The sequence below is a fragment of the Ruegeria sp. AM5 genome, from assembly GCF_056540645.1.
Window position 1 is genome coordinate 166,747 of record NZ_JBQFXC010000006.1, and the last position, 22,952, is coordinate 189,698.

The following is a 22,952-nucleotide window of genomic DNA, read 5'->3' on the forward strand; positions in this document are numbered from 1 at the left end:
GCGTCACCTCCTCATGCATAAGAGCAAACCTTTTCGAATGAGAAGCGAGGCAGCTTGTGAAACAATCCTGTTTCGTCTGCGTAGCCCAGATTGCAAAGAAAGTTCGACTTGAGCGTCGTGCCCGCGAAGAATTCCTCGTCGACGATCTTGTTTGAAAAGCCAGACATGGCGCCGACGTCCAACCCAACCGCACGCGCGGCGATCATGAAGTAAGCGCCCTGAAGCGTTCCATTGCGAAACGCTGTATCGGCTACATATTCGGGATTATTTTCGAAAAGTGGCCGTCGATCTTCGTGCGGGAAAAGAAAAGGTAATTCCTTCCAGAAGTCCATGTCATAAGCAATGATCGCAGTGACCGGCGCATCCATCATCTTTGGCACGTTCTTCGGCTTTAACGACTTAGCTAGGCGCTCTTTTCCTTCCGCACTTTTAACGAAAACGAAGCGGGCGGGCAGCGTGTTCATGCTGGTCGCGCCATTGATCGTGATGTCATAGATCTCTTCAAGCAATTCGTTAGAAACAGCCTTGTCGGTCCAGGCGTAATGAGATCTGGATTCGCGGAGGATCAGAGCAATTGCGTCGTCTGAAAGACGTGGAATGCGCTCGCGCAGATCGCGATGATCTTGCTGCGCCTTTGCGCGAAGTGCCTCCAGCTCTGCCCCGGTTGGTGCGCTCATGCTGCGGCCACCTTAGTCTCGGCGTCCTTTTCGTCGATGACGGGGCTTGCGCATATGCCGATGCCCTCAATCTCGACCTCGACGGTTTCACCCGGCTTCAACCAACGTGGATTGGGCTTTTTGGCGTGACCAACACCCGGCGGCGTACCCAACGCAATCAGATCACCGGGTTCGAGAGTGGTATATTCCGAGATCGTGGCGATGACCTGAGGGACCCCCCAGATCATGTTGGCGGTGTTCGAGCTTTGCAGGATTTCGTCCCCCACTCGGCTTTCGATTTTCAGGCCGGATGCTCCCTCCGGCAAGTCTTCCGGCGTTACAGTGAAAGGGCCGATCGCGCCTGTGTCATCGAAGTTTTTGCCGGGCGTCCATTGAACGGTTTTACGCTGATAATCCCGCAGCGACCCGTCGTTAAACACGGTGTAGCCAAAGATATAATCCAGTGCGTCCTCTTCCGAGATATGACGGCCGCGTTTTCCAACGATCAGCATAAGCTCGGCTTCGTAGTCGAGTTTCTCGGAACAGGTCGGCCGCACCATAGGTTGCCCTGCCGCCATGATCGAATTCTTCCCACGCATAAACAGCGTCGGATACTCCGGGATATCATACCCGCCTTCCTTGATGTGATCCGTGTAGTTCAACCCCATGCAAATGATCGTTCCGGGAGCGGCAACGGGCAATGCAGGAGTGATGGAAGACACGGGCACACTGTCTGCGGCGTCAATTTTGCCGGAAAGTGAGTCGGCCAGTTCAGGCTCGGCTATCAAACCCATCAAATCCGAACCGATTGCAGGATGCAAAGCCGTTAGATTCACTGCATTTTCGCCGTTTACAGCAAAAACCGCTGTGCCATCCAAAGTCTCTCCCACCAGGTATTTCATTTTCACCATCCATGTCAGTTCACTTGATTTTTGCCGACTATTTTGCATTATGTCAAATAATATCGATATTTTTGGAGGACGCAAATGGTTGCTTGGGCAGACTACAAATCAGAAGCAAAAAGCCGCGGTGCTCTTGCTTTGGAGCTTTACGTCGCGCTGAGCACGCCAGCCAAATCGCCCGAAGATGTAAAGGCGTCACTGCCAGATCACTTGGCGTATCAGACGCAGCTGGAACGTTTGGGGCAGCTGGCTTTTGCAGGCCCCATGTCGGATGAAACTGGCGAGCATATGCAGGGGATGGGACTGATCATCTATCGCGCTGACAGTCTTGAGGCTGCCCGAAAACTGGCCGAGGACGATCCGATGCACCAAAGCGGTGCGCGCGAATTTGAACTTCGGCGCTGGATGATCAACGAAGGCTCGCTGAGCCTTTCAGTTGGCCTATCGACTGGAACGAGTGCCCTCAGTTAAGAGCAATCAAAAGTTTTGCCTCGAACAAAGGAACGGTCGGATATGGACGCCATGCTTGATACTGAGGGTAAAGAGACATCAGCCACGCATGGCGCGTATCGAAGGCTGCGCGACATGATCTTGACCGGAGAATTACCTCCGGGACAAAAACTCAAGATCGAGCAGCTTCGGGGGCTTTTGGACACCGGCGCTAGTCCGGTTCGCGAAGCGCTTAGCCTTTTGACATCGGATATGTTGGTCGAGCGGATTGATCAGCGCGGATTTCGCGCAGCACCAGTCAGCAAATGTAATTTCGAAGAAATACTTCTGTTGCGCTGCAACCTTGAGGAAACCGCGTTGCGCGCCTCTATCACCAACGCGGATGAGGCCTGGGAAGATCGGCTTGTTTTGCGTCACCATCATATGAAAAAGGCCGGCCAGAACGGCGCGCGTGACTTTGAAGACGCTCACAAGGAGTTTCATATGGCCTTGTTGGACAATTCGAATCTGCCGTTGCTGATGCGGTATTGCTCGCAGCTTTACGACCTGAACATTCGCTATCGCTATCTGGCGGCTGGCGGTTCGAGCTACAAGAAGCGGGACATTGCCGCTGAGCACCAGCAAATCTTGGACGCCGCATTAAACCACGACGCAGACAGCGCGACTCGGCACCTAATCGATCACTACCGCCGAACAGGTGAGTACCTTAGTAGCCAGATGGAGCCCTGAAATGCAGCGGAATTAGTTTCTAGGTGACCTATTAAACCAACTGCTAGACCGTCCTGACAAAACGTGAGGTAAGGATGATAAACGATCCATTGCCTAGTTATGTGAGGCGCTTCTGTCCGCAGACGGTGAAGTATCAGGTTTCACGATGGTGTCTACGATTCTTGATCGCTTCCAAACCCTGGATGATGCGGAGAAACTAAACTTATTTGCCTGTTTGAAGGGCTATCTAGAGCTAGACGCCGATCAGCTTTTCCAAACGGCGCGCCGCTACGACACTGATCGAAGTGTGAGTCTTTATAAAGGCTTAGTGAAGTTTCAGGGCCAAGGCGGCAAGAGTTGTTGCGACGGTTGAACCAGCCGTCTGGTGCGACGCAGGAACTTGTGGCCATGCACGTCGACATGCTGCGCTTTCTCCAATCCAACCCGGAACTCAAGCGAACAGATATTTATTTCGTCCATTTGTTGCGCAACCGATTCAATTGGGGCTTCTTTGTCCTAAAGTAAATCAGCCGGGATAGCCCCACCCGTTTTCTTTACAAAATCATCACCTATGAGGCGATGCACGAGATCAACGATCTGGACGATTTGGGGCGAATGCGCTATCAGCCAGATTGTCGTTATTTTGCGGCCTTTCATCCTGCGTTCTCGGATGCGCAACTGATATTCGTTGAGATCGCTCTTACTGCTGTTATCCCAGATACGATTGACACGCTTCTATCAACGCTGCTGCGACACTAACCACGGCCAAGAAAGGCAGCAATGTAATGTTAGCCGGTTTACCGTTCTGTTTTTACTGCTTGTTGCCGCTTTCAATTACGCCCTTGCGACCGGATTTTGTTTTTCTGCTAATAGCTGCCCCGGTTAGGTTCCCGGGCCGTAGCTTCCGTCTTCGCGGTGCACTTCACGCCCGCTGAGCGGTGGAGTGAAGACACAGACAAGCCTCAGATCGGCCTTTGTGGCTTGCACCACATGCCTGTCATGTTGATCCAACGCGTAAAGGGTGAATGGCACAAGGGCATGCCAGGTTTCATCGTCGGCTGCTCTGATTCTGCCCTTACCCTCGATACAATAGCACGCCTCCAGATGATGGGTGTATTCAAGCTCCAACTCTGCACCATGGTTGATGAGTGTGTCAGTGAGCGTGAACTCCATACCATCTGAGGCCAGAAGCAGCCGTCTGCTGTTCCAGCCCGGGCTAAAGACGTCCCGCTCTGTTCCAAGAATATCTTTGAGTGCTCTGACAATCATTTCACTGTTCTCTATCGGACCGCGCGGTTCATGCCTCCGTCAGATAGTATGCTCTGGCCGTTGATATAGCGAGCTCCTTCGCTGGCGAGAAACACGCACGCCTGTCCGATTTCCTCAAAAGTTGCCGCACGCTGTGCTGGGATTTCCCGGCGAGCCTGTTCGGACAGGTTCACGTTCTCGCAGAACCCCGGCAGCAGGTTGTTCATGCGAATGTTGTGCCGTGCATATCGGTCCCCGTAAAGCTTTGAGAAACTATGCAATGCTCCTCGCAGCATGCTCATGGGATAAGGCGCACGTGGCTCGATTGTGTTCATGGATGAGATATTAACGAATGCACCACCGCCTTGTTCGATCAGAATGGGCGTGACGATACGGGCGATCTTGACGACATTTAGCACATACATGTCCAGACTTTCGTGCCATAACTCGTCGCTGAGTTCCAAAAGCGGTCCGTCAAAGTCAGGATCGAAGCCAACGGTTTTGATGGCCTCAGGCACGGATCCGCCATGCCCCATGTTACTGACAATGGCATCAATCCGGCCGTACTCGCGCATAGTGTCGTCAACCAACGCCTGCAGATCATCCGCATCAAGAACCGAGCCTCGACGGCCAATGCCGCCAAGCTCTTCCGCCAACGCTAACGAACGATTGGACGGGGACATTAAAGAGAGTTTGTAGCCGGCTTTAGCCATTTCAAGGGCGCACCCTCGACCGATGCCTTGCCCCGTACCTGTCATGAGCGCAACTTTGAAAGCTGACATGTGACCTTCGTCCAAATAAACCCGTGAGATTTCTTAGAGTCACCCCGCTATAACTCTTTGTAACCAATAAATCCTATCGATTTTATTTGATAAGCCTGTTAGTTTTTCTCACATGTCGAAAAGCCTTAGACATCTTCGCGCCCTTCAGGCCTTTGACGAGACCGCGGCACATTCCAGCCTGACCAAGGCAGCGGGCGTGTTGAACGTAACGCACGGGGCGATCAGCCGGCAGATCAAATTGCTGGAGCAGCATCTTGGCGTAACGCTCTTCCACCGCCACCCCAATGGCGTAAATCTTACCGACGCCGGAGAACGCCTGCATCAATCAACGCGTGGAGCGTTTTCTGCGTTGCAGATGGGCGTGACAGAGGTGAGACGCATTCATCAACGCCAGTCGATCACGGTGTCTTTGTCGACGTCTCTGGCCCTGAAGTGGCTTGTGCCATTGCTGAGTTTGTTTCAGCAAGAGCACCCGGAAATTGCGCTATTGCTGGATACAAATGATACCTTTGCAGATTTCGACAGGTCCGATGTCGACGTTGCGATAAGGTTTGGAGAACCCGGTTGGGGCGGGCTCTATCATGAGCAAATCAGACAAGAGGAATTGATCGTCGTCGCTGCACCAACGCTCGTCGAAAAATCACAGCTTCCGATGCGCGCCGAGGATGTGGCAAACTTCCCATTGTTGCATGACAACTTCAACGCAGGTTGGGACAGTTGGATCATACAAGTTGGGCTGGACGCGGATCACATTAAGGCGCGGAACATCAATTTTGTGGACAGCGCCGTCCTTCTAGAAGCGGCGATCGACGGCCAAGGCGTCGCCTTGGCGAGACACCTCTTGGCGGAGAGAGACCTTAAGCTTGGCCGGCTAATTCGCTTGGACGAAAGCCGCGTTCCATTGAACCGGGGCCTCTACTTAGTCTGTCGCCCAGGAGATCAAGATCGGGTCGCAGTAAGAGCCTTCAAGAATTGGCTGATGTCTATTTAGAGCTTGGGCTATTTTGATGGCAGCAAAAACGGTCCCTGGTTCGTGTGTCACACATAACCATTTTGCAACTCATCTAATGTGCCCAACAGATTTGTAGTCGATGTACTGTCCAATAAACCGCAAACATCTCTGAACGGATGTATTGCGAAGCGATCTTTAGTTGAATGATCAGCTTCCTTGCGGACCAAACGAAACACTACTTCAATAGCCAGATAGCAGTAATTGATCCTTCACGCGAAGAATGTCTGTTTCTACCCCCCACACCTTTGACTGCCGCAATCCAACCGAATGGCGGCAAACAGAGATGCAAGTCAGTGAACGATAACATCTATCAATTCAGAATGTCGGCGATTGCCCCTATCAGGTTCAGCACTTCATGTGTTTCACGGTTTACTTCGTAAACATAATCTCCGGCACGCACGTAATATCCGTTGCGCCGTAGTCCCCAACGGCTGGGATCATCAATGCGGACATACCCATCATAGATGTAATCGCCACGTCGATATTTCTTTGCCTGTCCAGGCGGTACGCACGGGATTGCCTTTTTTGCCAAGCCCGGCGGACAATGTCCGGATTTGGATTTCACATGGATCGGCGAGGTAGCGCCGGTTCCGCTAACGTGCCCCGTGCTAAGGCTCCACAAGCTGACACTGGCGTTCGCAAATGACGCGCCTTGCACGGTCAGTGCCACCGCCAGAATCCCAACAATCTTTTTCATTCCCAGCGCCTTTTTCAGCTTCTTAGCTTAGATATGATCTTGAATGGGCCTTGGCGAGTTCATAAGCGAAGAGTTGCTTTCCGATGCAGCAGTTTGTTCACGAGCTGAAATCATCGGCTGCGATTGTCATCGCAAATTCAACTAAAGCATCAAAACGGGATGTTCTTCCTCCATCTGGTCGCCCGCCTATTCGTTTGTCTTTATTTCGCGAACAACATTAACTGAACGTGAACAATGTATTCTCAGAGTGTTCAAACAGTCTCAGGCATAGTGACGGTGTTAGATCATACGGGACGTTGTTCCGTTTGATCGCTGACAAGGGGAAACGCATGATCAAGTCTGCCTTTGTGACTGAAGAGTCCAGTACAACAGCTGTGATGCAAACCTCCGGCAAAATCGCCGGAGAACGTTTGTCAACCACGACCAAATCGAGCAGTGGTCGCTTCCCTCCTATCGAAAATGCATTAACACAGATCGTCAAAAACAAGCGGCTTTCCGAGGCACATAACAACGTCTGAAGGCAGTTCAGCAGACCCCCACACAATTCCCGGTATTCGTCCTAGATATTGGAATTGAAAACTAAATCCCGCTCCAGTTATGGGGCGGGGTTTCTTTCTTATGCCTTTGGGAAAAAGGGCGTAGCCCTTGATTTGCAAAAGTATCCGGCCAGCCGCTACCCATCCTGTGAAGCCTTTGGCTGACCCGGGCTTTAGTACTTCCGTGAGTGGTCAGTACTGAGGGTTGATTGACGCAGAGAGCCGTTGTCTTTCGTTACAGACCCAACAGCGCCTTTACCTCATGTTCAACGGCGTCGGTCACGGGTTTGTTGGCGGCGGCTTCCAGGGCTTCCCGTTCGGTCAATTCCTGTTCCTCGACCTGGTCAGCCAGTTCTTGTACCTGTTCAGTCGCTTCTTCGTATTCGACGGCAGCCTGACGTTCATCGTTCAGCTCCTGCGCTGCTTCGATCGAAGAGTCCAAATCAGCGCGGGCTTCATCCAATTGCTCCTCAATCTCTGGGTCCGTTCCGCCTGCGTCTTCCAGCGCTTGTTCGAGATCCTCGACGCGTACCTGGTTTTCCTGGACTTCACCCAACGCGGCTTCCAGGTCTTCTTCAATCTCAGGAACAGTCCGCTCCGGCGGCTCCAAGCCAGCGAGCTCTTCCAATTGTTCCTCAAGCTCTTCGCGCAAGGGTTCTCCGGCCAACACAGTATCTCGATAATTGGCAATTCGGCCTACGCGGGAATTGGGCGCTGCATTTTCTAATGCAGTTGCGCTGGCGTTGGCGGCATTGAGCGCCCCTAACTCAGACGGGTGGGCACCAAGAAGTGCCGCCATCTTGTTCCCCTTTTCCCTGACCGCTGGGCGAATGGACTCTTCGACAATTACTGTTTTCGAAGGCTTCTTGTACGTCCTGGGCTTTTGTTTGCTACCGCTGGTGGTCGAGCGTTTTCCAGATGTGGCAACCGTTCTCGACTTGCCTTTGCCGCTAAAGATATCCTTCAAGGAAAAACGACCGCCCTTGCCCAAAGCAGAGCGCGAAGATTTTGTCTTGGATTTCCCGGTGTTTCGGCCACCAAAACTTTTGTCGGCACCTTTCTTTCCGCCTTTGTTACCGGCGAAACTGTGGTCATCACGATCTCCGCTGGCGGAGTTCCCCTTGCCACCGCTATTGCCTTTTCCGCCGCCGTTGCCTCCACCGTTTCCTTTATCGCCGCCTTTGCCGTTGCCTGGACCGTTACCCTTTCCATCGCCATTGCCTTTGCCCTCCTTTGCAAATGCAATATCCGGCACCGCAACGGTGGCTACGATGGCTGTAGATCCCAACAACGCGATTGCCAGGGTCGATGCTTTTAGCAGTCTCAAACTGGTGATTTTCATATCGACCTCCTCGGTGGAAATCAGCGGGTATCAGTTTTCTGAAACAACTCGCTATGTTCAATAGTCTCGATTCACGCACGAATCCCCAATGCTTCTTGCCATTTAACTTGAGGGTGCTTGAACGCAGGGCTAACTGCTTGTTCATCATCGGTTCATGTCGAAAGACGTAGTCTCTAGCCGCGAAATACGAGGACTTTCATGCGCGCGAAGGTGATCTTGGTGGTAGCAAGCCTGATTGTTGCTTTGCCTTTTGGGGAAGCGGCTGCCCAGACACGCGAGCTCAAGCAAGGTGAACTGCGCAAAGCGACCCTGACCGGGGACACCATTCGTTTGAAACGGGTTATCAAAGGTGTCGAAAAAGCCTATGGCGGGACTCCAGTCGATGCGCGCGCGTTTCAGGCTGATCAAATTTACTATCGTATTCTAGTCAAAAAGCCCGATGGAAAAATTGTCAGTGTCATTGTGAATGCACAGACCGGTACAGTCGTTTCCAATCGATCCAGCGTTGGGCGTCAAATATCAAAAGCAGCCCGTTCGAACCTCGCCAACGCCAACACCAGCCGCGACACCAACAGCAATCGTGGAGCTTCTGCGAGCCGTGGAAACAACGGCAAAAGCGGTGGCAATAGCAATGCTGGTGGAAACGGCGGCGGCAATGGCAACGGCGGCGGCAATGGAGGTGGAAATGGTGGTGGAAACGGAGGAGGTAATAGCGGTGGTAACAGCAGCGGCAATGGTGGCGGAAACAGCGGTGGAAACGGCGGCGGCAACTCTGGCGGGAACGGCAAGGGCAACGGTAAAAAATAGGGCTTAAACCAAAGCAGTTGTGACTGTAGTTTTTGAATATGAGAGTACTTCTGGCCGAAGATGAACCGCAGCTATGCGAGCAGATTAAGAAACTTCTTAGCGCAGAAGGCCGCGTGGTAGATGTGGCCAAGAATGGTACTGACGCCCTGCACCTAGGTGCGACCGAACCTTACGACATGATCATCCTCGACATCGGGTTGCCGGAACGCGACGGTATTTCTGTCCTGCGCGAATGGCGCAGCGCGGGCGTCAAGACACCCGTGTTGATCCTCACCGCCCGCGATGGGTGGAGCGAGCGGGTGGATGGTCTTGATGCAGGTGCTGATGACTATATGACCAAGCCATTTCACATGCCCGAGCTGGCCGCTCGTGTACGGGCCATCCTGCGCCGACAAAGCGGTCAGTTAAACCCGGTTATCGAAATGGGGGACGTTATGCTCGATACGCGAAACGGTCGCGTCAGCGTGGGCGGCATTCCTGTTGATCTGACGGCGCAAGAGATCGCAGTTCTGACATACCTTGCCCACAACATCGGACGCATGGTGTCACGTACCGAGTTGTCAGAGCATATCTATGAATATGACGGTGACAGGGATTCGAACACCATTGCCGTCTTCATAACCCGGCTGCGAAAGAAACTGGGCTCTGACCTTATTACAACGGTCAGAGGACGCGGCTATATGATCGATACGGCCTGATGTTATCGCTGCGCCAACGCGCTTTGCTTGGCGGCCTTGCGACAGGCGCGCTTTCTGTCGGCGTCGGAACGTTGATTGTGTTTTCGTACATCAACACACGTGTTCTGGAACAATTCGACCAGACGCTACGTGACCGGCACACCCAACTCGTTGTCGGTTTGAACGCAACGACGCATAACCCTGAGGCACTGCGCGAACTGATATTCGATCCAGCCTATGGAACGCCGTATTCAGGCAGATACTGGCAGGTTACCGATGGAAACGGGGCTACATTCACATCAGCCTCGCTCTTTGACGAGACAATTTCCGAACCTGTACGTGTGAGCGAAGAGGCAATCGTTTGGAACACCACAGGTCCGGAAAGCGAAGCCGTTCGTAGCGCATATCAGAGAATCACATTCGAAGACGGAACCGAGTGGGGCGTAACTGTCGCCGAAAGCAGGCGAGAGCTGATAAGCGAACGCAGAGCCGCGCAAAACAACTTGCTACCGGTTTTTGGATTGGTTGGTTTGATTGGAGTTGCCGGTTCGTTGTTGTTGATGTCAGCAATTATCGGCCCCCTCAGGAAGTTGCGTGCAGATGTGGCGCATCGCTGGGACAAGGGAGATGACTTGATTCCTGAAGATTACCCAGAAGAGGTTTCGCCGCTTGTTGAGGACCTAAATAAATTGTTGCACAGGAATCGTGAAATTGTGTCTGGTTCTCGACGACAAGCTGCGGATCTGGCACATGCGCTCAAAACACCGACGGCAATTCTCAGAAATGAACTGGCGACTTTGTCGGACGCGGGTGCAGATATCGAACCTGCAGATGACGCGTTAAATCGAATTGATGCTCAGCTAAAGCGCTCACTTGCGCGTATGCGTGCGTCGAACACCGCAGAACTTACGCATTCACGAACTGACCTTACCAATTCCGTCAACAGGTTATCCAGACTGTTTTCGGTCATGGCAGAACGCGAAGGAAAATCTCTGACGACAGATTGCGAGGATGGGATTCAGGTTCGAATGGATACTCAGGACATCGAAGAGGTGATTGGAAACCTTCTCGACAACGCGCTCAAGTGGTGTCGGACAACAATTCACATCGCCGCAAAGCGTGTAGAGGGCGGCATTGAGATTTGCATTGAGGATGACGGACAAGGAATTCCGGAGGATGCACTTGACGGAGTAGTTCGATCCGGAGGTCGGTTGGATACCTCTGTCAGCGGCACAGGATTGGGTTTGGCAATCTGTGTTGATCTGATGAACGCTTACGGCGGCAAACTAAAACTGGAGAAATCAGAGGACCTTGGCGGCTTGGCCTGCCGAGTACTTATATCAAGCTAAAGGTGGCTGCATCTGGTTAGAAATAGTCGTTGATCGCAAGCAATCAAAAGACGACATTCGCCCGCAAAGTATCGATCGCTCAAGATCCAATCCATTGTCAGCTTTGAATTATCTCTGCACCTCTGCTGGTAGCGGGGCTATGGTAGTCCCAACGTCGATATTGCACGAATTGCGGTTGTGGCTGCACGGCATCAAAATTGCCTAGTTTCGCAAGCGCTGAGCGATTTGACCACATCGAAGGGAAGCGCGAATGTCTCTAGGGATGTTAAGTGAAGCGATCTTTGTTTGAGTACCTGACATGCTGTCACATACCCTCGTCAATGGCGGTTTGGGTCTCAGCATATTCCTTAACGAAGTACCCCAGCAATTTAGGCTGGTTTGGACCCTACTAGTTACTATTTAGCTCGCCCAGCCGCTCCTGTTTTGGGCCAGCGGGATTTGGACGAGCCAAACGCCTCTGGCCGTAAGGGACAAGGCTCTGCCTTCCCCACGGCCCCCCCTATTAGACAATACTGTGTCCACGGCTATGCCTGCGGGCCGCACTTCCCCTGTCGAATAGCATAGCCTCGCCCTCTCCCTCGTTCGCCACGTGGCAGATCAGCGGGAACAGGCAGCTTCGCTGTCTGATCTGCAAATCAGACCTGATCCTCCAAAAGGAAAGCCAGATCACACGTAACTCTCTGCTGGAGTATTAACATGGGGAACTTGGGTCAGTTTAAAACGCGAAGGTCAATATCAGTTAATGTCCAACATCTGGGGTGCCTTCCGATATCGAACGCTCACTTCGTTTCTGGTCCAACTGAGACGGTAGGGTCAGGTTGGTGCGACGTTCAACAGGAATTTGGGGCGACACATAGTTTTTGCCATTCGGCGACACGCAAACCATTGAATTTGAGGCATTCGATCTTTTTTTGGGCGCACTGGTTTTGCCTTTTGCAACTCAAAGGTTTTTCATTACAATCAGAGCAGCCCGATATTCCGGTCCGCACGGTCCTCAGGCAGTTCGCCAACCATATCAAGACCGAACAAACCGATTTAATTCGGTTCGGGTACTCGATGTCAATCGCTGGGACGTTTCCAATACGCTGAACCTGCAGAACACTCGATCAATCGAGGCCCGACGACCAGCGGGCCAGAGAAGGTGCTGTCAAAGCCATTATCAGGATCAAGTCGTACAACGTCAGATCCGACTCAGCTCGTTTCAGCAGTTCGTCCTTCTTCTTGAGCCAATTATGGTCCACTAATTGATCCACACCACCGCGCCGAATTACCCGATTACATCAAAGCGGGACATCCCTCGCCCTGTCAGCACCTTAAATTAACGCTGTTTCGAGACAATTTCGCCCGGCCTCGATCGTTTGACTACCTTCTATGGCCCCATGTTTCATAAGTACCAAGTTAGCTTCGCTCACTTATTATGTGTCACCACGCAACTTCGAATTGAATTGAGACAGTCAACCCAGTTGAGTTATTTGTAGTCGATAAGAGCGATGAATGATGATATGCGATAGCTTTCAACAGCGCCAATCCCAAACCATTCCCAACACTGTTCCGTTCACTTTCTAGTTTATCGAATGGAATAAAAAGCTTACCCAGTGTGTTTTCGGGAACGCCAGGACCATCGCCAACAACCGAGAGCGTAATGGTGCTTTCTTCTTGCTCAACAATCAGGACAGTTTTGGACTGTTCTGGACAATGACCGTTTGAGTTCTGCAAAAGGTTTGTGCAGAGCTGTTTCAGCATCCCTTCATTGCCTTCGGTTAACCGAAAATACACTCGCCTTGCTCGTCGATCACCTGTTTCGCCTTGGTGATGCTAAAGCTCTCGGCCTGATCCCGGCTTTCGAAGACATCCGCCCGGATCAGCGCATAGGCCTTACGATCTCTGTTGATGTTTTTTTCGATACGGGCCGATAGGCGATACTTTCCGCCCTCGGCAATCAAAACGGGGAAGATGTCGAACCCTTTGTACGAGACCGGTTGCATCTCCGACTTTTCACCGCCACCAAAGAGTATTGAGAAGATTGACATTATGCGGTCCCTTTCTACTTAGGAAATTTAACCCCTATGAGTTTCGACTACATCCCAGAAAGCCCAGCATTAGTGTTCAATAGAAACTGGCGGAAAATCGGGCTGCTTGCCGCCCCAATCCCGCGGGCGTTTTCTCCGACAGCCGCAGCTTCTACAACCGGAGGAATCAAACCGCGTTTATCTTGGTTGACTAGGTAACGACGAACTCGTGAGACCAACTCCTCCCGTATTTCAGATGGGAATGCGCCGTCGATAAAAATTGCCTCAAAGTCGATGACCGCGCAAATAGACAGCGCAGCTTTGGCCAGTTCCTGCGCGGTGGTACCGATCCATGGTTCGACATAGCGAGAAATGCTGCTCCAGTCCTGCGGCTTTTTCCACAAAATTCCCGGATCAACACCCGCTTCTATCAACCTGTCCTCGAGCAGGAACAGCGATGCAGTGTCAATCAGTTGCTGGCTTTCACCCAAAGGACCCGTCGTTCGCATGGCACCCAAGGCACCGGCATTGCCTTGGTTGCCCTCAAATACGGTGCCATTCAATGCAACGCCTCCGCCAATCATTGAGCCTATGAAGAAATAAAAATAGTCTCGATACTCAGCCCCGCGGCCATAGAGGTGCTCCGCGTGACACGCGGCAGTAGCATCATTGACCACAAAGACCGGCAGTTCGCTGAACTTGGCCACCTCGGAAAAGAAGTTCACGTTTCTCCAGGACCTGAATTTCTGAGCCGCAAGCCCAGAAAGGTCGTGCCACTTCCACAGCTCGAACGGTGTTCCGATTCCAATCCCGCATACACGGTCCCGAAGTTTCTGGGGTTCATTGGCCAGAAGCTCTTCCAATCCTACCTCCAGAAACCCGAACACTGCTTCGGGTAGCGGGTAGTCATAAGTCGTCGAGAGCTGTTGGCGTGGCTTACCGGTGAAGTCGATCAAAAGAAGATCGGCGCTGCGGCGACCGATCTTCATTCCCACCGACAGAATGCCTTCGGGATTGAGCTCCATGGGGATCGAAGGTTTCCCAACTTTGCCCTTCAACGGCGTCCCACGTTTGAGAATCTCGTCCTTTTCGAGCTTACGCAGAATGATCGACACGGTCTGGGGTGACAGGCCCGTCAGCCGCGCGACGTCCGCCCCGGCAGCAGGTCCATGCCGTTGTAAAACCGTCAGAATGAGGCGTTCGTTATGATCACGAACACCGCTTTGGCTTACCCCGCCGGTTAGTATTTTCAACGCCTCTCTTTCCATAACCTTAAACATAAACACCTTGTTTTCTTATGAAAAGATACGTGGGCAAATTAATAAATAAACTTTATTTATTTATTGACACAGAGGCTAGAATCACGGTTTCTTGAACGGGACCTTCATTGGAGGATGGAGGCCCGCCTTGTCGCTATTCCGCGCGGGGCCACAACAATTTTCTGGGAGGACAACATGAGAAATCTACTCAAGCTCGCCGCATCCGCGACTGCGTTGACTTTGGCCGCTGCATCCGCGCAAGCGGCTGGTGAAACCGTCTGCCTGATTACCAAGACCGACACCAACCCCTTTTTCGTTAAGATGAAGGAAGGCGCAACCGCCAAGGCAGAAGAGCTGGGCATGACGCTCAAGGCGTTTGCCGGCAAGGTCGATGGCGACCATGAAACTCAGGTTCAGGCTATCGAGACATGTATTCTCGATGGCGCAAAAGGCATTCTGCTGACGGCATCCGACACCAGCTCGATCGTTCCTGCGGTTAAACAGGCGCGAGATGCAGGCGTTCTGGTCATTGCGCTGGATACGCCGCTGAGCCCGATTGACTCGGCGGATGCGACATTCGCGACGGACAACTACAAGGCCGGCCTTCTGATCGGTCAATGGGCCAAGGCCAAAATGGGCGACGCCGCAGCCGATGCCAAGATCGCGACGCTGGATCTGAACGTCAGTCAGCCGACAGTAGACGTTCTGCGCAATCAGGGTTTCCTCGACGGGTTCGGCGTGGACCTGGCGGACCCGAATGTCATCGGTGACGAAACTGATGCGCGTCTGGTTGGCAGTGACGTGACCGACGGCAACGAAGAAGGCGGCCGCCGCGCCATGGAAAACCTTCTAGCCAAGGATTCATCAATCAACGTTGTTCACACGATCAATGAACCGGCCGCTGCTGGCGCATATGAGGCACTGAAATCCATCGGGCGTGAAAACGACGTACTAATTGTTTCGGTCGACGGCGGGTGCCCCGGTGTCCAAAACGTCGAAGCCGGTGTGATCGGAGCGACAAGCCAGCAGTACCCGCTGTTGATGGCCTCGCTTGGTGTCGAGGCCGTGAAAAAATGGGCCGAAGAGGGCGTGAAGCCCGAAAACACACCCGGCAAAGACTTCTATGACACGGGCGTCGCGCTCATCACCGACCAGCCGGTTGATGGGGTCGAGTCTCTGTCGGTCGCAGAAGGCCTGGATCTCTGCTGGGGCTAAAGATAGCCCTATTAGGTGAGGCGCGCCGCAGCGCCTCATCAATCCTTTCACCAGCAAACCGAAACTTCCTGTAAACTAAATTCGTGGACGCGATGCCAGCCACGAAAAGGGGGAGATATGTCTGAAGCAAACCAAAACACCCAGGAATTCGAAGCTGCCGCCAACGCGTCAGAAACCGTTGCGGAGTTTGAAGATCACCGGCGTGGTGTTCTGGGGAAGTTGCAGCATCTTCTCCACGTCAATCCATCCTTTGTGCCACTGATCGTTCTGGTTGGCGCGATCGTAATTTTCGGCTTGCTGCTGGGTTCCAAGTTCTTCTCCCCCTTTGCGATGACGCTGATCCTACAGCAGGTTCAGATTGTGGGCATCGTGGCCGCAGCGCAAAGCCTTGTCATTCTAACCGCCGGCATCGACTTAAGCGTCGGTGCGATCATGGTGTTTTCATCCGTGATCATGGGTCAGTTCACCTTCCGCTACGGTATCCCCGTGCCCATAGCAGTGATGTGCGGGCTGGCAATGGGAACGCTGATCGGGGCTCTCAACGGCTGGCTGGTCAGTCGAGTAAAGCTACCGCCCTTTATTGTCACGCTCGGCATGTGGCAGATCGTTCTGGCGACAAACTTCCTGTATTCCGCAAACGAAACAATTCGCAGCCAGGATATCGAGGCCAACGCCCCGTTCCTGCAATTCTTTGGCACCAAATTCAGCATCGGTGGCGCGACCTTTACGGTCGGCGTGATATTCATGCTCGTACTGATTTTTGTGTTGGCTTACGCGCTCAAACACACGGCCTGGGGCCGGCATGTCTATGCAGTGGGGGATGACCCTGAGGCGGCTGAACTATCCGGTGTGAACGTGCACAGAACGCTGATGTCAGTTTATATGTTATCCGGTTTGATCTGTGCCTTTGCGGGCTGGGCCTTGATCGGGCGCATCGGGTCGGTTTCACCTACATCCGGTCAATTAGCCAATATCGAAAGCATCACCGCGGTTGTGATCGGGGGCATCTCTTTGTTTGGCGGGCGGGGATCCATCCTGGGATCGCTGTTTGGCGCGCTGATTGTTGGCGTGTTCACTCTGGGGCTTAGGCTTCTGGGCGCAGACGCACAATGGACCTTCTTACTTATCGGACTTCTCATTATCGCTGCGGTTGCCGTCGACCAGTGGATTAGAAAGGTATCGGGCTAATGTCAGACTCAACTCCAGTCGTCCAAGGCCGCGGGATCGTAAAGCGCTATGGCCACGTTACCGCCATCGACCATTCCGACTTTGAACTGCGCCAGGGGGAAATCCTGGCAGTGATCGGAGATAACGGCGCGGGCAAATCATCCATCGTGAAGGCGATCTGCGGCGCCACAATCCCGGATGAAGGCGAGATTCTGATCGAGGGCAAAAAGGTTAACTTCACCTCTCCGATCGATGCGCGGAATATGGGGATTGAGATTGTCTATCAGCAGCTCGCCATGTCTCCTGCCCTTTCGATTGCGGACAACATGTTCATGGGGCGCGAAATCCGCAAGCAGGGGTTCATGGGTAAATACATGCGTAAGCTTGACCGTCCAGCGATGGAGAAGTTTGCCCGTGAAAAACTGACCGAGCTTGGGCTGATGACTGTACAGTCGATCAATCAGGCGGTTGAGACTCTCTCTGGTGGCCAACGCCAAGGTGTTGCCGTTGCTCGTGCCGCTGCCTTTGCAACCAAGTTTATCATCATGGACGAACCGACGGCTGCTTTGGGCGTCAAGGAAAGCCGCAAGGTGCTTGAACTGATCCAGGACGTGCGTGCGCGTGGCATTCCGATCATCCTGATCAGCCACAACATGCCTCATGTTTTTGAGGTTGCCGACCGCATTCATGTGCATCGGTTGGGTAAAAGGCTCTGCACAATTGATCCCAAGGATTACACGATGTCCGATGCAGTCGCCTTCATGACCGGTGCCAAAGAACCCCCAAAAGAGGACGCAGCGTGATCGAGCAGGACGTACAGCGCGTTTGCGACCTGATCTCCTCCCGGCGGCAAGTTGGAGTCCGGACGATTATCGCAATCGCCGGCCCCCCCGCATCCGGAAAGTCGACCTTAGCGGAAGCCGTTGTGCAATCGCTGAACACACAACAGAGCTCGGCGGTTCCGTCAGCCACACTTGTACCAATGGATGGTTACCATTTGGACAACCGCGTGCTGGAAACGCGTGGATTGCTGGCGAGAAAAGGCGCGCCAGAGACTTTCGACGGGGTCGGGTTTTGCGCTGCAATCAGAGAGCTTCAAGTTACGCGCCACGAGTGCTTTCATCCCAAATTCGATCGCACAATGGACCTAGCTATTGCCAACGCCATTGCGGTTCACCCGGCAACTCCGGTCGTCGTCGTTGAGGGTAACTATCTTCTGATGGACAGCGACCCATGGAGAAACCTGACGGATGTTTATGCCGCGACGGTTTTTATCAGCCCAACTTTGGAAGAGCTTGAAAACAGGCTGCAACACCGCTGGATCAGCCATGGCTTTGACCCGGTCACGGCATTGAAACGTGCAAAAGCGAACGATCTGCCAAATGCAGAACTCGTCATCAGCACTAGTCGAAATGCCGACCTAAGATTAAACCAGAACTGCACCGAATTCGGGACGCGCCACGCGTTCTGAATTTACGCCCTGGACCCCGCCATCCGTCGATGCAGCGCCTCTAAGCGAATTCACGTGCAACCAATATTAGCTCACACACGATGAGGAAAACCATGAAGTTTTTCGTGGATACTGCAGAAGTAAGCAACATCAAAGATCTGTTAGACTTGGGGCTGATTGACGGCGTCACCACCTGCTGTTGGAAAGCAGGCCGGAGCGCACGGTCGTAATCCCGGCGCATGATAAAACGAATTGATACCTACGCCTGGGCTCTGATTCGGGGTTTTGAATTCGTCATTGTGGATGACGGCAGTACAGATGGAACATTTGCCGATGCGATGGTATTTGCACTTGACCACCCAATGCCTTAATCACCAGGTCTGTTGTGGCCACCAAGCAGACCTTCGTTTCGAGTGCGGCACCTATCATCACCAATGGCAGCAACGCGCGGTTCGGAACCTGCTGCACGAGCAAAACTGTTGGTGCTGGCGAGGGCCCGCTCAGAGCTCAGATAAACGATTGGGATGCCCGCGGAGCGCAACTGGTTAGAGCCTAACGTAAGCTGCTAGTCGCCAAATTTCATCGCGACAGGGGTGCCCATCGAAAGCTTCGCAAAGGGCTTTGCGAACCATTTCTTGAGCAACCTCCAATTCGAAGCATGAGAAACTATGCTTCTTGCATCCGTTCCATCCTGTTAATTGACCTCCCAATTGTGTTGGGGAGATTTCTAAAATTTATTCTAAATGAAAATGATAGAAAGTAGCGGTAGCGTTATTCTCGCTTTGTTTCTTACCCACTTGAAGCAAACAGCCATGGATCTCCCGATCCTTAAGCGTGGTACAGAAGCGGATGTTGGGGTGGCGTCGGTTTGCCTCGCCCGCATCCGCGTTCGCCACGTGGTAGATCAGCAGGATCAGGCGCCCTCGGCGACTGAACTGCAAATTAGCCCAGATTTTCCCATAAGGAACTCAGGATCGATGAAATCGGGCGAGGTGATGGATGATGGAAGTGAGGCGAAAATGGCAAGTTTATGTCGCTGGTGGCAGAGCTATGTGTCGCTCACGCTTAACTAAGCTATTGATTTTACTTTAGCTGCCATTTCAATAGTGCACACGTTTTTCCATTTGCGTCTCACAGTCCTTACATCATGTCGGCTGAACTCTAAGAGAGTTTCCATTCAACTAAAGTGTGGAATACATCGAGAGAAAACCCAAAGCAAAGATCGCATCCTGAAAGCGATGTCATTCTTTTTGAACTTTATTTGTGTTCTTTTGTCGACTGCCTTCGCCACTACTGCAGTTGTAAAATATCCGGAACGCAGAGTTTTCTTTTTGCCGGCATTTTGTCCGCACCATCCGATCGTTTCAGTCGCTTGGGACCGTCTTTTACCTTGATCTTCGGCTTTGCTAGTGGGCCCTTCAAGGTCACGGGCCAGGGGCTCTTTGAAAGCGGTTCGCCAATCTTGCGGGGCTGCAGATTTAGGTCCAAAACCTTCCCCGCCACATTAACACCGCCAAAGACGACGACTTGGACATGATCTGTTTCCAATGTGGTTTGTTTCGTCGAAATACTTCCATTGGAAATACTAATCGGTGCACGCAAACATATGATCGGAGCAACCTTTTGTTTCTCTTTGGTAAACACCCAAGGTAGTATCCCTAGCCCTGCCAGATCCAAAAGCTGGGTCTCGATCGAGCCGTCACGCATTGAGACCGTGGCATTGCCGTTCATGCTGTTGGCAAAATGCTTAGGTGAATCGGTTCCGCCGGTCACCGAAAAATCTGCATAGATGGTACCGCTTGCGCCCTTTTTGAAGTTCAGGTTGTGAAGAATTTCATCCAGCTGCCAGCCGCCTGCTGTGCCGGTCAGCGTGAGCAGATGCGCGTCGTTCGATAGATCCATTTGTCCGCTGACATCGAAATGAGCACCTCCGTATTCAAAATTCAAAGGTCCGGCCTTGAGTTCATTTTCGTTGAGCGTCAGTTCACTCTGCAAACTGCTGATGCCTTTGGCACCCTCTATGTGCCGAAGGTCAACGTCGACATCCATATCCATACCGGACAAGAGAATTGAACGCCCAATAGGTTTAAGTGTTACGTCTCTTAGAGGACTAGTGTCGCCGGATTCCTCAATGACGTCTTCCTCGTCGGGCTCTGGACCGCCTATTTTCCTCAATTGTGCAGCGGCCTGAACGATGGTTCGGATCTGATCTATCTTTATCAAGTCACTCTCTATGGAACCCTGTAGTACAGGATCACTCGTTGCATCATCAAGATCGGCCATAATTTGCAGGACAGAGTCGGCAACCTTGACTTTGGCATTCGCATCCCAATCGGTTCCTTCGCTGGCAAGGCCAATTTCAAAGATAGCCTGTCCAGTTTCCACCCGTTCAAGCGATAGGGCTTCTAACAGGTCCGCTCCGGAGGGGACTTCTACTTGAATTGCCAAATCCAGGTTCTCGAATTTGAGCACATTTTTTACAGAGCCATGCACCCCAAGGTTCCAAAGTTCCGTTTTGCTTGTCTGGCCATCCAAATTTGTCAGCGAAAGCTGATTGATGTCGCCGTTCAAATGAAAGTTACCAGAAAATCGACCAAGTTGATCATCCGGTCCCAGAAGCTCTGATGAGATCAAGCTGCTTGCGGGTATATCCATTAACCCGTCGGCCGATATGCCTTGTAATTGCAACGCGTCTTCGACCGAACCGTCCAAAATGATAAATGGATCAGCAGGGTTCCCAATTCTCAAATTGATGTTTCCAACACTCAAGGCGCCTTCGGGTGTTCTGGAAAGCTCGGAAAACTTAATCGGGGGCGGCCCTTCACCAGAGGTATCCAATGTGAACCCGTTGGTTTCAATGACCATTTGCCGCTGCGGGACCTGCCCGGGTACGCTATCGATAACCATGTCAACTGCTATTAGTTTTAGATCATACCGCGACGCGGCTGGGGCGGGTTCAGCATCTTCAGGGTACAACCGAATGCGGGTTGTCAGGGATACGTCTTCTGGGTTTCCCAACTCTCCGATTTGTCCCGTCAGTGAAAGGCTTTGCCCACCATCCAATTCAGTCAATACAGCCAGGTCATCAATCCGGGCTACGCCGTCGACTGATTTGAATGTTGCACCAATGCTTCCTGAACCCTCCAAAACGCGATTGAGTTTCAGGATATCAAGAAGCTGACCAAGTTCGGCAACCTCTATGGTGGTATTCACTTGTAGCCCGTTCTCTTGAGGGACTTCTTCGGCGGCAATCGCAATCTGTTCGAAATTCACAGCGACCTGAAACGGGTCGTCCGCGGGAATGCTCGCGTTCAGATCAAACTTCTCTCCATTTAGTGAACCAGCCCCAACCGCGGTCACAACGTCGGTTTCCGTATCACGCTTTAGATTCAGCTCAAGAAGCTGCAGATCCAGACCAAGCCCGTTTAGATCGTTCTGGTAAAGAACGGTGACATCGGTCAGGTCAATTTTGTGGTCCGTTAGGATTCCAGCAACAGACAGGTTTGCAGGTTTGGCCGGATCCCCGGCTTTAGCGCCCGTTTGGGAAGTGGGCTGCCAGTTTCCGACACCGTCTTTGTCCGTGATCAAGTTGAGGTGAACACCCGAGAGAGAAAGCTCACTCAGCGACAATTTGCTGTTCCAAAGGTCGCGGGCGGAAATTTTGAACTCAAGTTTGTCGATTGCTGCCAGGTTCGCTTCGGTCTTGATCGCGCCGCGTAGTACCAATCCCGCTGCGGATACCTGCAGTTGCCGACCAAGGCCTAGACGCACTTCATCTTCTATTAACACGTCCTGACCAAGTTTCTTCGAGATCAGGTTTTCAACAAAAGTGGTTCTGACAGAAGAAAACAACGCAGAGGACAGGAAAAGCCATGCCACAACAACCGCGACGAACGCGACAGCGCAACAAACCATTACACCTCTTGTGATGAACCGCACGCTTTTCTCCTAAGGTTCTGATTCCTTTCTTGGGCAGACTAGACCATTAAAGCATCATGTTAATGGAATATGTGGCTTCTTATTTTGCTGAACCCTAAATGACCTTGACCATTTAGCCGACTTCTCTTGCGGAATTGGTCGGGCGGCCAAGAAACGGTCAAAGGACTAAATTTAGGATGTGCTGCTGATCCAGTTTCAAAATAGCTGGCTTGAAACGCGTTTAACGTTTCATAAACGAGCACATTGCATTAGCTTTGACGACTGCGCCTGGACGCCCCAATTAAACTAGACGCGGTTAAAATGCTTCGATTTCCCACATCCATCTAATTACTGTTATATGTGAATTCTTCAAACGACGGGGACACAATGAATTCGCTAACTAGAATAACACGTGGGATAGGCGTCGCTTTCAAGGACGGTAGAGTGAAAGGCCTTCTTGCCTTCACAGTCGGAATGATTTTATGGGCCTCAGTCTTCTACCACTTCGTCGAAGGTTGGAGTTGGCTAGACTCGATCTACTTTTCCGTAGTGACAATTTCGACCGTAGGGTTCGGTGACTTCTCACCTGAAACTGCGGCGGGGAAAATCTTCACAATGGTATATATCATTGTAGGCTTGGGTGTTTTCGTGACTGCGGCGACCACAGTGGCAGATACAATCTTGTCCCAAGACGACGAAAAAAAGGACAAATAGATTATCCCCAATTGAGGCAATTTGAGTTCATGCGCAGGTATCAGTGCGACCGCG

Annotated in this window: 26 protein-coding genes; 16 read left to right on the forward strand and 10 right to left on the reverse strand. The window is 52.2% G+C overall.

Features of this window, described 5'->3' with window-relative positions:
- Window positions 1-11 precede the first annotated feature (11 nt).
- On the reverse strand, window positions 12-677 hold the full coding sequence (locus ACR0AH_RS15580) for a malonic semialdehyde reductase (RefSeq protein WP_170733676.1): 666 nt from the start codon (window positions 675-677) through the stop codon (window positions 12-14).
- Window positions 674-1,558, reverse strand: coding sequence for a fumarylacetoacetate hydrolase family protein (locus ACR0AH_RS15585; protein ID WP_480592637.1), 885 nt, complete (start codon window positions 1,556-1,558; stop codon window positions 674-676). The genes ACR0AH_RS15580 and ACR0AH_RS15585 overlap by 4 nt, the downstream gene beginning before the upstream one ends.
- An 84-nt stretch (window positions 1,559-1,642) precedes the next feature.
- Here ACR0AH_RS15585 and ACR0AH_RS15590 point away from each other — a divergent pair, with 84 nt between their 5' ends.
- The 4 genes from ACR0AH_RS15590 to ACR0AH_RS15605 all read left to right on the forward strand — a co-directional run bounded on the left by ACR0AH_RS15590 (window position 1,643) and on the right by ACR0AH_RS15605 (window position 3,475).
- Window positions 1,643-2,029: a YciI family protein gene (locus ACR0AH_RS15590; RefSeq protein WP_480592638.1), complete on the forward strand. Its 387-nt coding sequence runs from the start codon at window positions 1,643-1,645 to the stop codon at window positions 2,027-2,029.
- Window positions 2,030-2,080: 51 nt separating this feature from the next.
- Window positions 2,081-2,737 (forward strand): GntR family transcriptional regulator, encoded by a 657-nt coding sequence (locus ACR0AH_RS15595; protein WP_480592640.1) that lies wholly within the window; start codon window positions 2,081-2,083, stop codon window positions 2,735-2,737.
- Between the two features lie 348 nt (window positions 2,738-3,085).
- A complete protein-coding gene (locus ACR0AH_RS15600; RefSeq protein ID WP_480439381.1) occupies window positions 3,086-3,241 on the forward strand; it encodes a malonyl-CoA decarboxylase N-terminal domain-containing protein in 156 nt (51 codons plus the stop codon).
- 54 nt (window positions 3,242-3,295) lie between these two features.
- Window positions 3,296-3,475 (forward strand): malonyl-CoA decarboxylase domain-containing protein, encoded by a 180-nt coding sequence (locus ACR0AH_RS15605; RefSeq protein WP_480592641.1) that lies wholly within the window; start codon window positions 3,296-3,298, stop codon window positions 3,473-3,475.
- 123 nt (window positions 3,476-3,598) lie between these two features.
- Here the strand turns inward: ACR0AH_RS15605 and ACR0AH_RS15610 are convergent, their stop codons facing one another.
- Window positions 3,599-3,985 (reverse strand): ectoine synthase, encoded by a 387-nt coding sequence (locus ACR0AH_RS15610; RefSeq protein ID WP_480592643.1) that lies wholly within the window; start codon window positions 3,983-3,985, stop codon window positions 3,599-3,601.
- A gap of 11 nt (window positions 3,986-3,996) precedes the next feature.
- Complete coding sequence (locus ACR0AH_RS15615) at window positions 3,997-4,746, reverse strand: SDR family oxidoreductase (RefSeq protein WP_480592645.1); 750 nt, start codon at window positions 4,744-4,746, stop codon at window positions 3,997-3,999.
- Window positions 4,747-4,858: 112 nt separating this feature from the next.
- Between ACR0AH_RS15615 and ACR0AH_RS15620 the strand changes: the two genes are divergently transcribed.
- Window positions 4,859-5,737, forward strand: a complete 879-nt coding sequence (locus tag ACR0AH_RS15620) for a LysR substrate-binding domain-containing protein (RefSeq protein WP_480592647.1) — start codon at window positions 4,859-4,861, stop codon at window positions 5,735-5,737.
- 331 nt (window positions 5,738-6,068) lie between these two features.
- On the opposite strand, the gene ACR0AH_RS15625 is transcribed toward ACR0AH_RS15620, so the two are convergent.
- Window positions 6,069-6,455, reverse strand: coding sequence for an excinuclease ABC subunit A (locus ACR0AH_RS15625; RefSeq protein ID WP_255612012.1), 387 nt, complete (start codon window positions 6,453-6,455; stop codon window positions 6,069-6,071).
- A gap of 329 nt (window positions 6,456-6,784) precedes the next feature.
- Between ACR0AH_RS15625 and ACR0AH_RS15630 the strand changes: the two genes are divergently transcribed.
- Window positions 6,785-6,973: a hypothetical protein gene (locus tag ACR0AH_RS15630; RefSeq protein ID WP_170395992.1), complete on the forward strand. Its 189-nt coding sequence runs from the start codon at window positions 6,785-6,787 to the stop codon at window positions 6,971-6,973.
- A gap of 253 nt (window positions 6,974-7,226) precedes the next feature.
- On the opposite strand, the gene ACR0AH_RS15635 is transcribed toward ACR0AH_RS15630, so the two are convergent.
- Window positions 7,227-7,790 carry a hypothetical protein gene (locus ACR0AH_RS15635; protein ID WP_480592649.1) on the reverse strand — a complete coding sequence of 188 codons (564 nt, stop codon included), beginning with the start codon at window positions 7,788-7,790 and terminating at the stop codon, window positions 7,227-7,229.
- 31 nt (window positions 7,791-7,821) lie between these two features.
- On the opposite strand from ACR0AH_RS15635, the gene ACR0AH_RS15640 reads away from it, so the two are divergent.
- The 4 genes from ACR0AH_RS15640 to ACR0AH_RS15655 all read left to right on the forward strand — a co-directional run bounded on the left by ACR0AH_RS15640 (window position 7,822) and on the right by ACR0AH_RS15655 (window position 11,166).
- Window positions 7,822-8,397: a hypothetical protein gene (locus tag ACR0AH_RS15640; protein ID WP_480592651.1), complete on the forward strand. Its 576-nt coding sequence runs from the start codon at window positions 7,822-7,824 to the stop codon at window positions 8,395-8,397.
- A 134-nt stretch (window positions 8,398-8,531) separates the two neighbouring features.
- Window positions 8,532-9,140: a PepSY domain-containing protein gene (locus ACR0AH_RS15645; protein WP_480592653.1), complete on the forward strand. Its 609-nt coding sequence runs from the start codon at window positions 8,532-8,534 to the stop codon at window positions 9,138-9,140.
- Window positions 9,141-9,178: 38 nt separating this feature from the next.
- Window positions 9,179-9,838: a response regulator transcription factor gene (locus ACR0AH_RS15650; RefSeq protein ID WP_170395997.1), complete on the forward strand. Its 660-nt coding sequence runs from the start codon at window positions 9,179-9,181 to the stop codon at window positions 9,836-9,838.
- The gene (locus ACR0AH_RS15655; protein ID WP_480592655.1) at window positions 9,838-11,166 is read left to right on the forward strand and encodes a sensor histidine kinase; all 1,329 of its coding nucleotides are present in this window, start codon (window positions 9,838-9,840) and stop codon (window positions 11,164-11,166) included. The genes ACR0AH_RS15650 and ACR0AH_RS15655 overlap by 1 nt, the downstream gene beginning before the upstream one ends.
- A 1,422-nt stretch (window positions 11,167-12,588) precedes the next feature.
- On the opposite strand, the gene ACR0AH_RS15660 is transcribed toward ACR0AH_RS15655, so the two are convergent.
- From ACR0AH_RS15660 to ACR0AH_RS15670, 3 genes are read right to left on the reverse strand one after another with little or no spacing between them, the layout of a single operon-like run.
- Window positions 12,589-12,909, reverse strand: coding sequence for an ATP-binding protein (locus ACR0AH_RS15660; RefSeq protein WP_170636310.1), 321 nt, complete (start codon window positions 12,907-12,909; stop codon window positions 12,589-12,591).
- 17 nt (window positions 12,910-12,926) lie between these two features.
- Window positions 12,927-13,196, reverse strand: a complete 270-nt coding sequence (locus ACR0AH_RS15665; RefSeq protein ID WP_480592657.1) for an HlyU family transcriptional regulator — start codon at window positions 13,194-13,196, stop codon at window positions 12,927-12,929.
- 47 nt (window positions 13,197-13,243) lie between these two features.
- Window positions 13,244-14,443 (reverse strand): ROK family transcriptional regulator, encoded by a 1,200-nt coding sequence (locus tag ACR0AH_RS15670; RefSeq protein WP_170402926.1) that lies wholly within the window; start codon window positions 14,441-14,443, stop codon window positions 13,244-13,246.
- A gap of 186 nt (window positions 14,444-14,629) precedes the next feature.
- On the opposite strand from ACR0AH_RS15670, the gene ACR0AH_RS15675 reads away from it, so the two are divergent.
- The 5 genes from ACR0AH_RS15675 to ACR0AH_RS15695 all read left to right on the forward strand — a co-directional run bounded on the left by ACR0AH_RS15675 (window position 14,630) and on the right by ACR0AH_RS15695 (window position 19,339).
- Window positions 14,630-15,649 (forward strand): sugar ABC transporter substrate-binding protein, encoded by a 1,020-nt coding sequence (locus ACR0AH_RS15675; RefSeq protein WP_170392952.1) that lies wholly within the window; start codon window positions 14,630-14,632, stop codon window positions 15,647-15,649.
- A 117-nt stretch (window positions 15,650-15,766) separates the two neighbouring features.
- Window positions 15,767-16,837, forward strand: coding sequence for an ABC transporter permease (locus ACR0AH_RS15680; RefSeq protein ID WP_480592658.1), 1,071 nt, complete (start codon window positions 15,767-15,769; stop codon window positions 16,835-16,837).
- Entirely contained in the window at window positions 16,837-17,619 is a 783-nt protein-coding gene (locus tag ACR0AH_RS15685) for an ATP-binding cassette domain-containing protein (RefSeq protein ID WP_170402609.1), read from the forward strand. The genes ACR0AH_RS15680 and ACR0AH_RS15685 overlap by 1 nt, the downstream gene beginning before the upstream one ends.
- Window positions 17,620-17,798: 179 nt before the next feature.
- Complete coding sequence (locus ACR0AH_RS15690; protein WP_480439388.1) at window positions 17,799-18,287, forward strand: nucleoside/nucleotide kinase family protein; 489 nt, start codon at window positions 17,799-17,801, stop codon at window positions 18,285-18,287.
- A 722-nt stretch (window positions 18,288-19,009) separates the two neighbouring features.
- Window positions 19,010-19,339: a hypothetical protein gene (locus ACR0AH_RS15695; RefSeq protein ID WP_480592659.1), complete on the forward strand. Its 330-nt coding sequence runs from the start codon at window positions 19,010-19,012 to the stop codon at window positions 19,337-19,339.
- A 217-nt stretch (window positions 19,340-19,556) separates the two neighbouring features.
- Here ACR0AH_RS15695 and ACR0AH_RS15700 read toward each other — a convergent pair whose 3' ends face one another.
- The gene (locus tag ACR0AH_RS15700; RefSeq protein ID WP_480592660.1) at window positions 19,557-22,205 is read right to left on the reverse strand and encodes an AsmA family protein; all 2,649 of its coding nucleotides are present in this window, start codon (window positions 22,203-22,205) and stop codon (window positions 19,557-19,559) included.
- A 423-nt stretch (window positions 22,206-22,628) separates the two neighbouring features.
- Here ACR0AH_RS15700 and ACR0AH_RS15705 point away from each other — a divergent pair, with 423 nt between their 5' ends.
- Complete coding sequence (locus tag ACR0AH_RS15705) at window positions 22,629-22,898, forward strand: potassium channel family protein (RefSeq protein ID WP_480592662.1); 270 nt, start codon at window positions 22,629-22,631, stop codon at window positions 22,896-22,898.
- The last annotated feature ends 54 nt before the right edge of the window (window positions 22,899-22,952 follow it).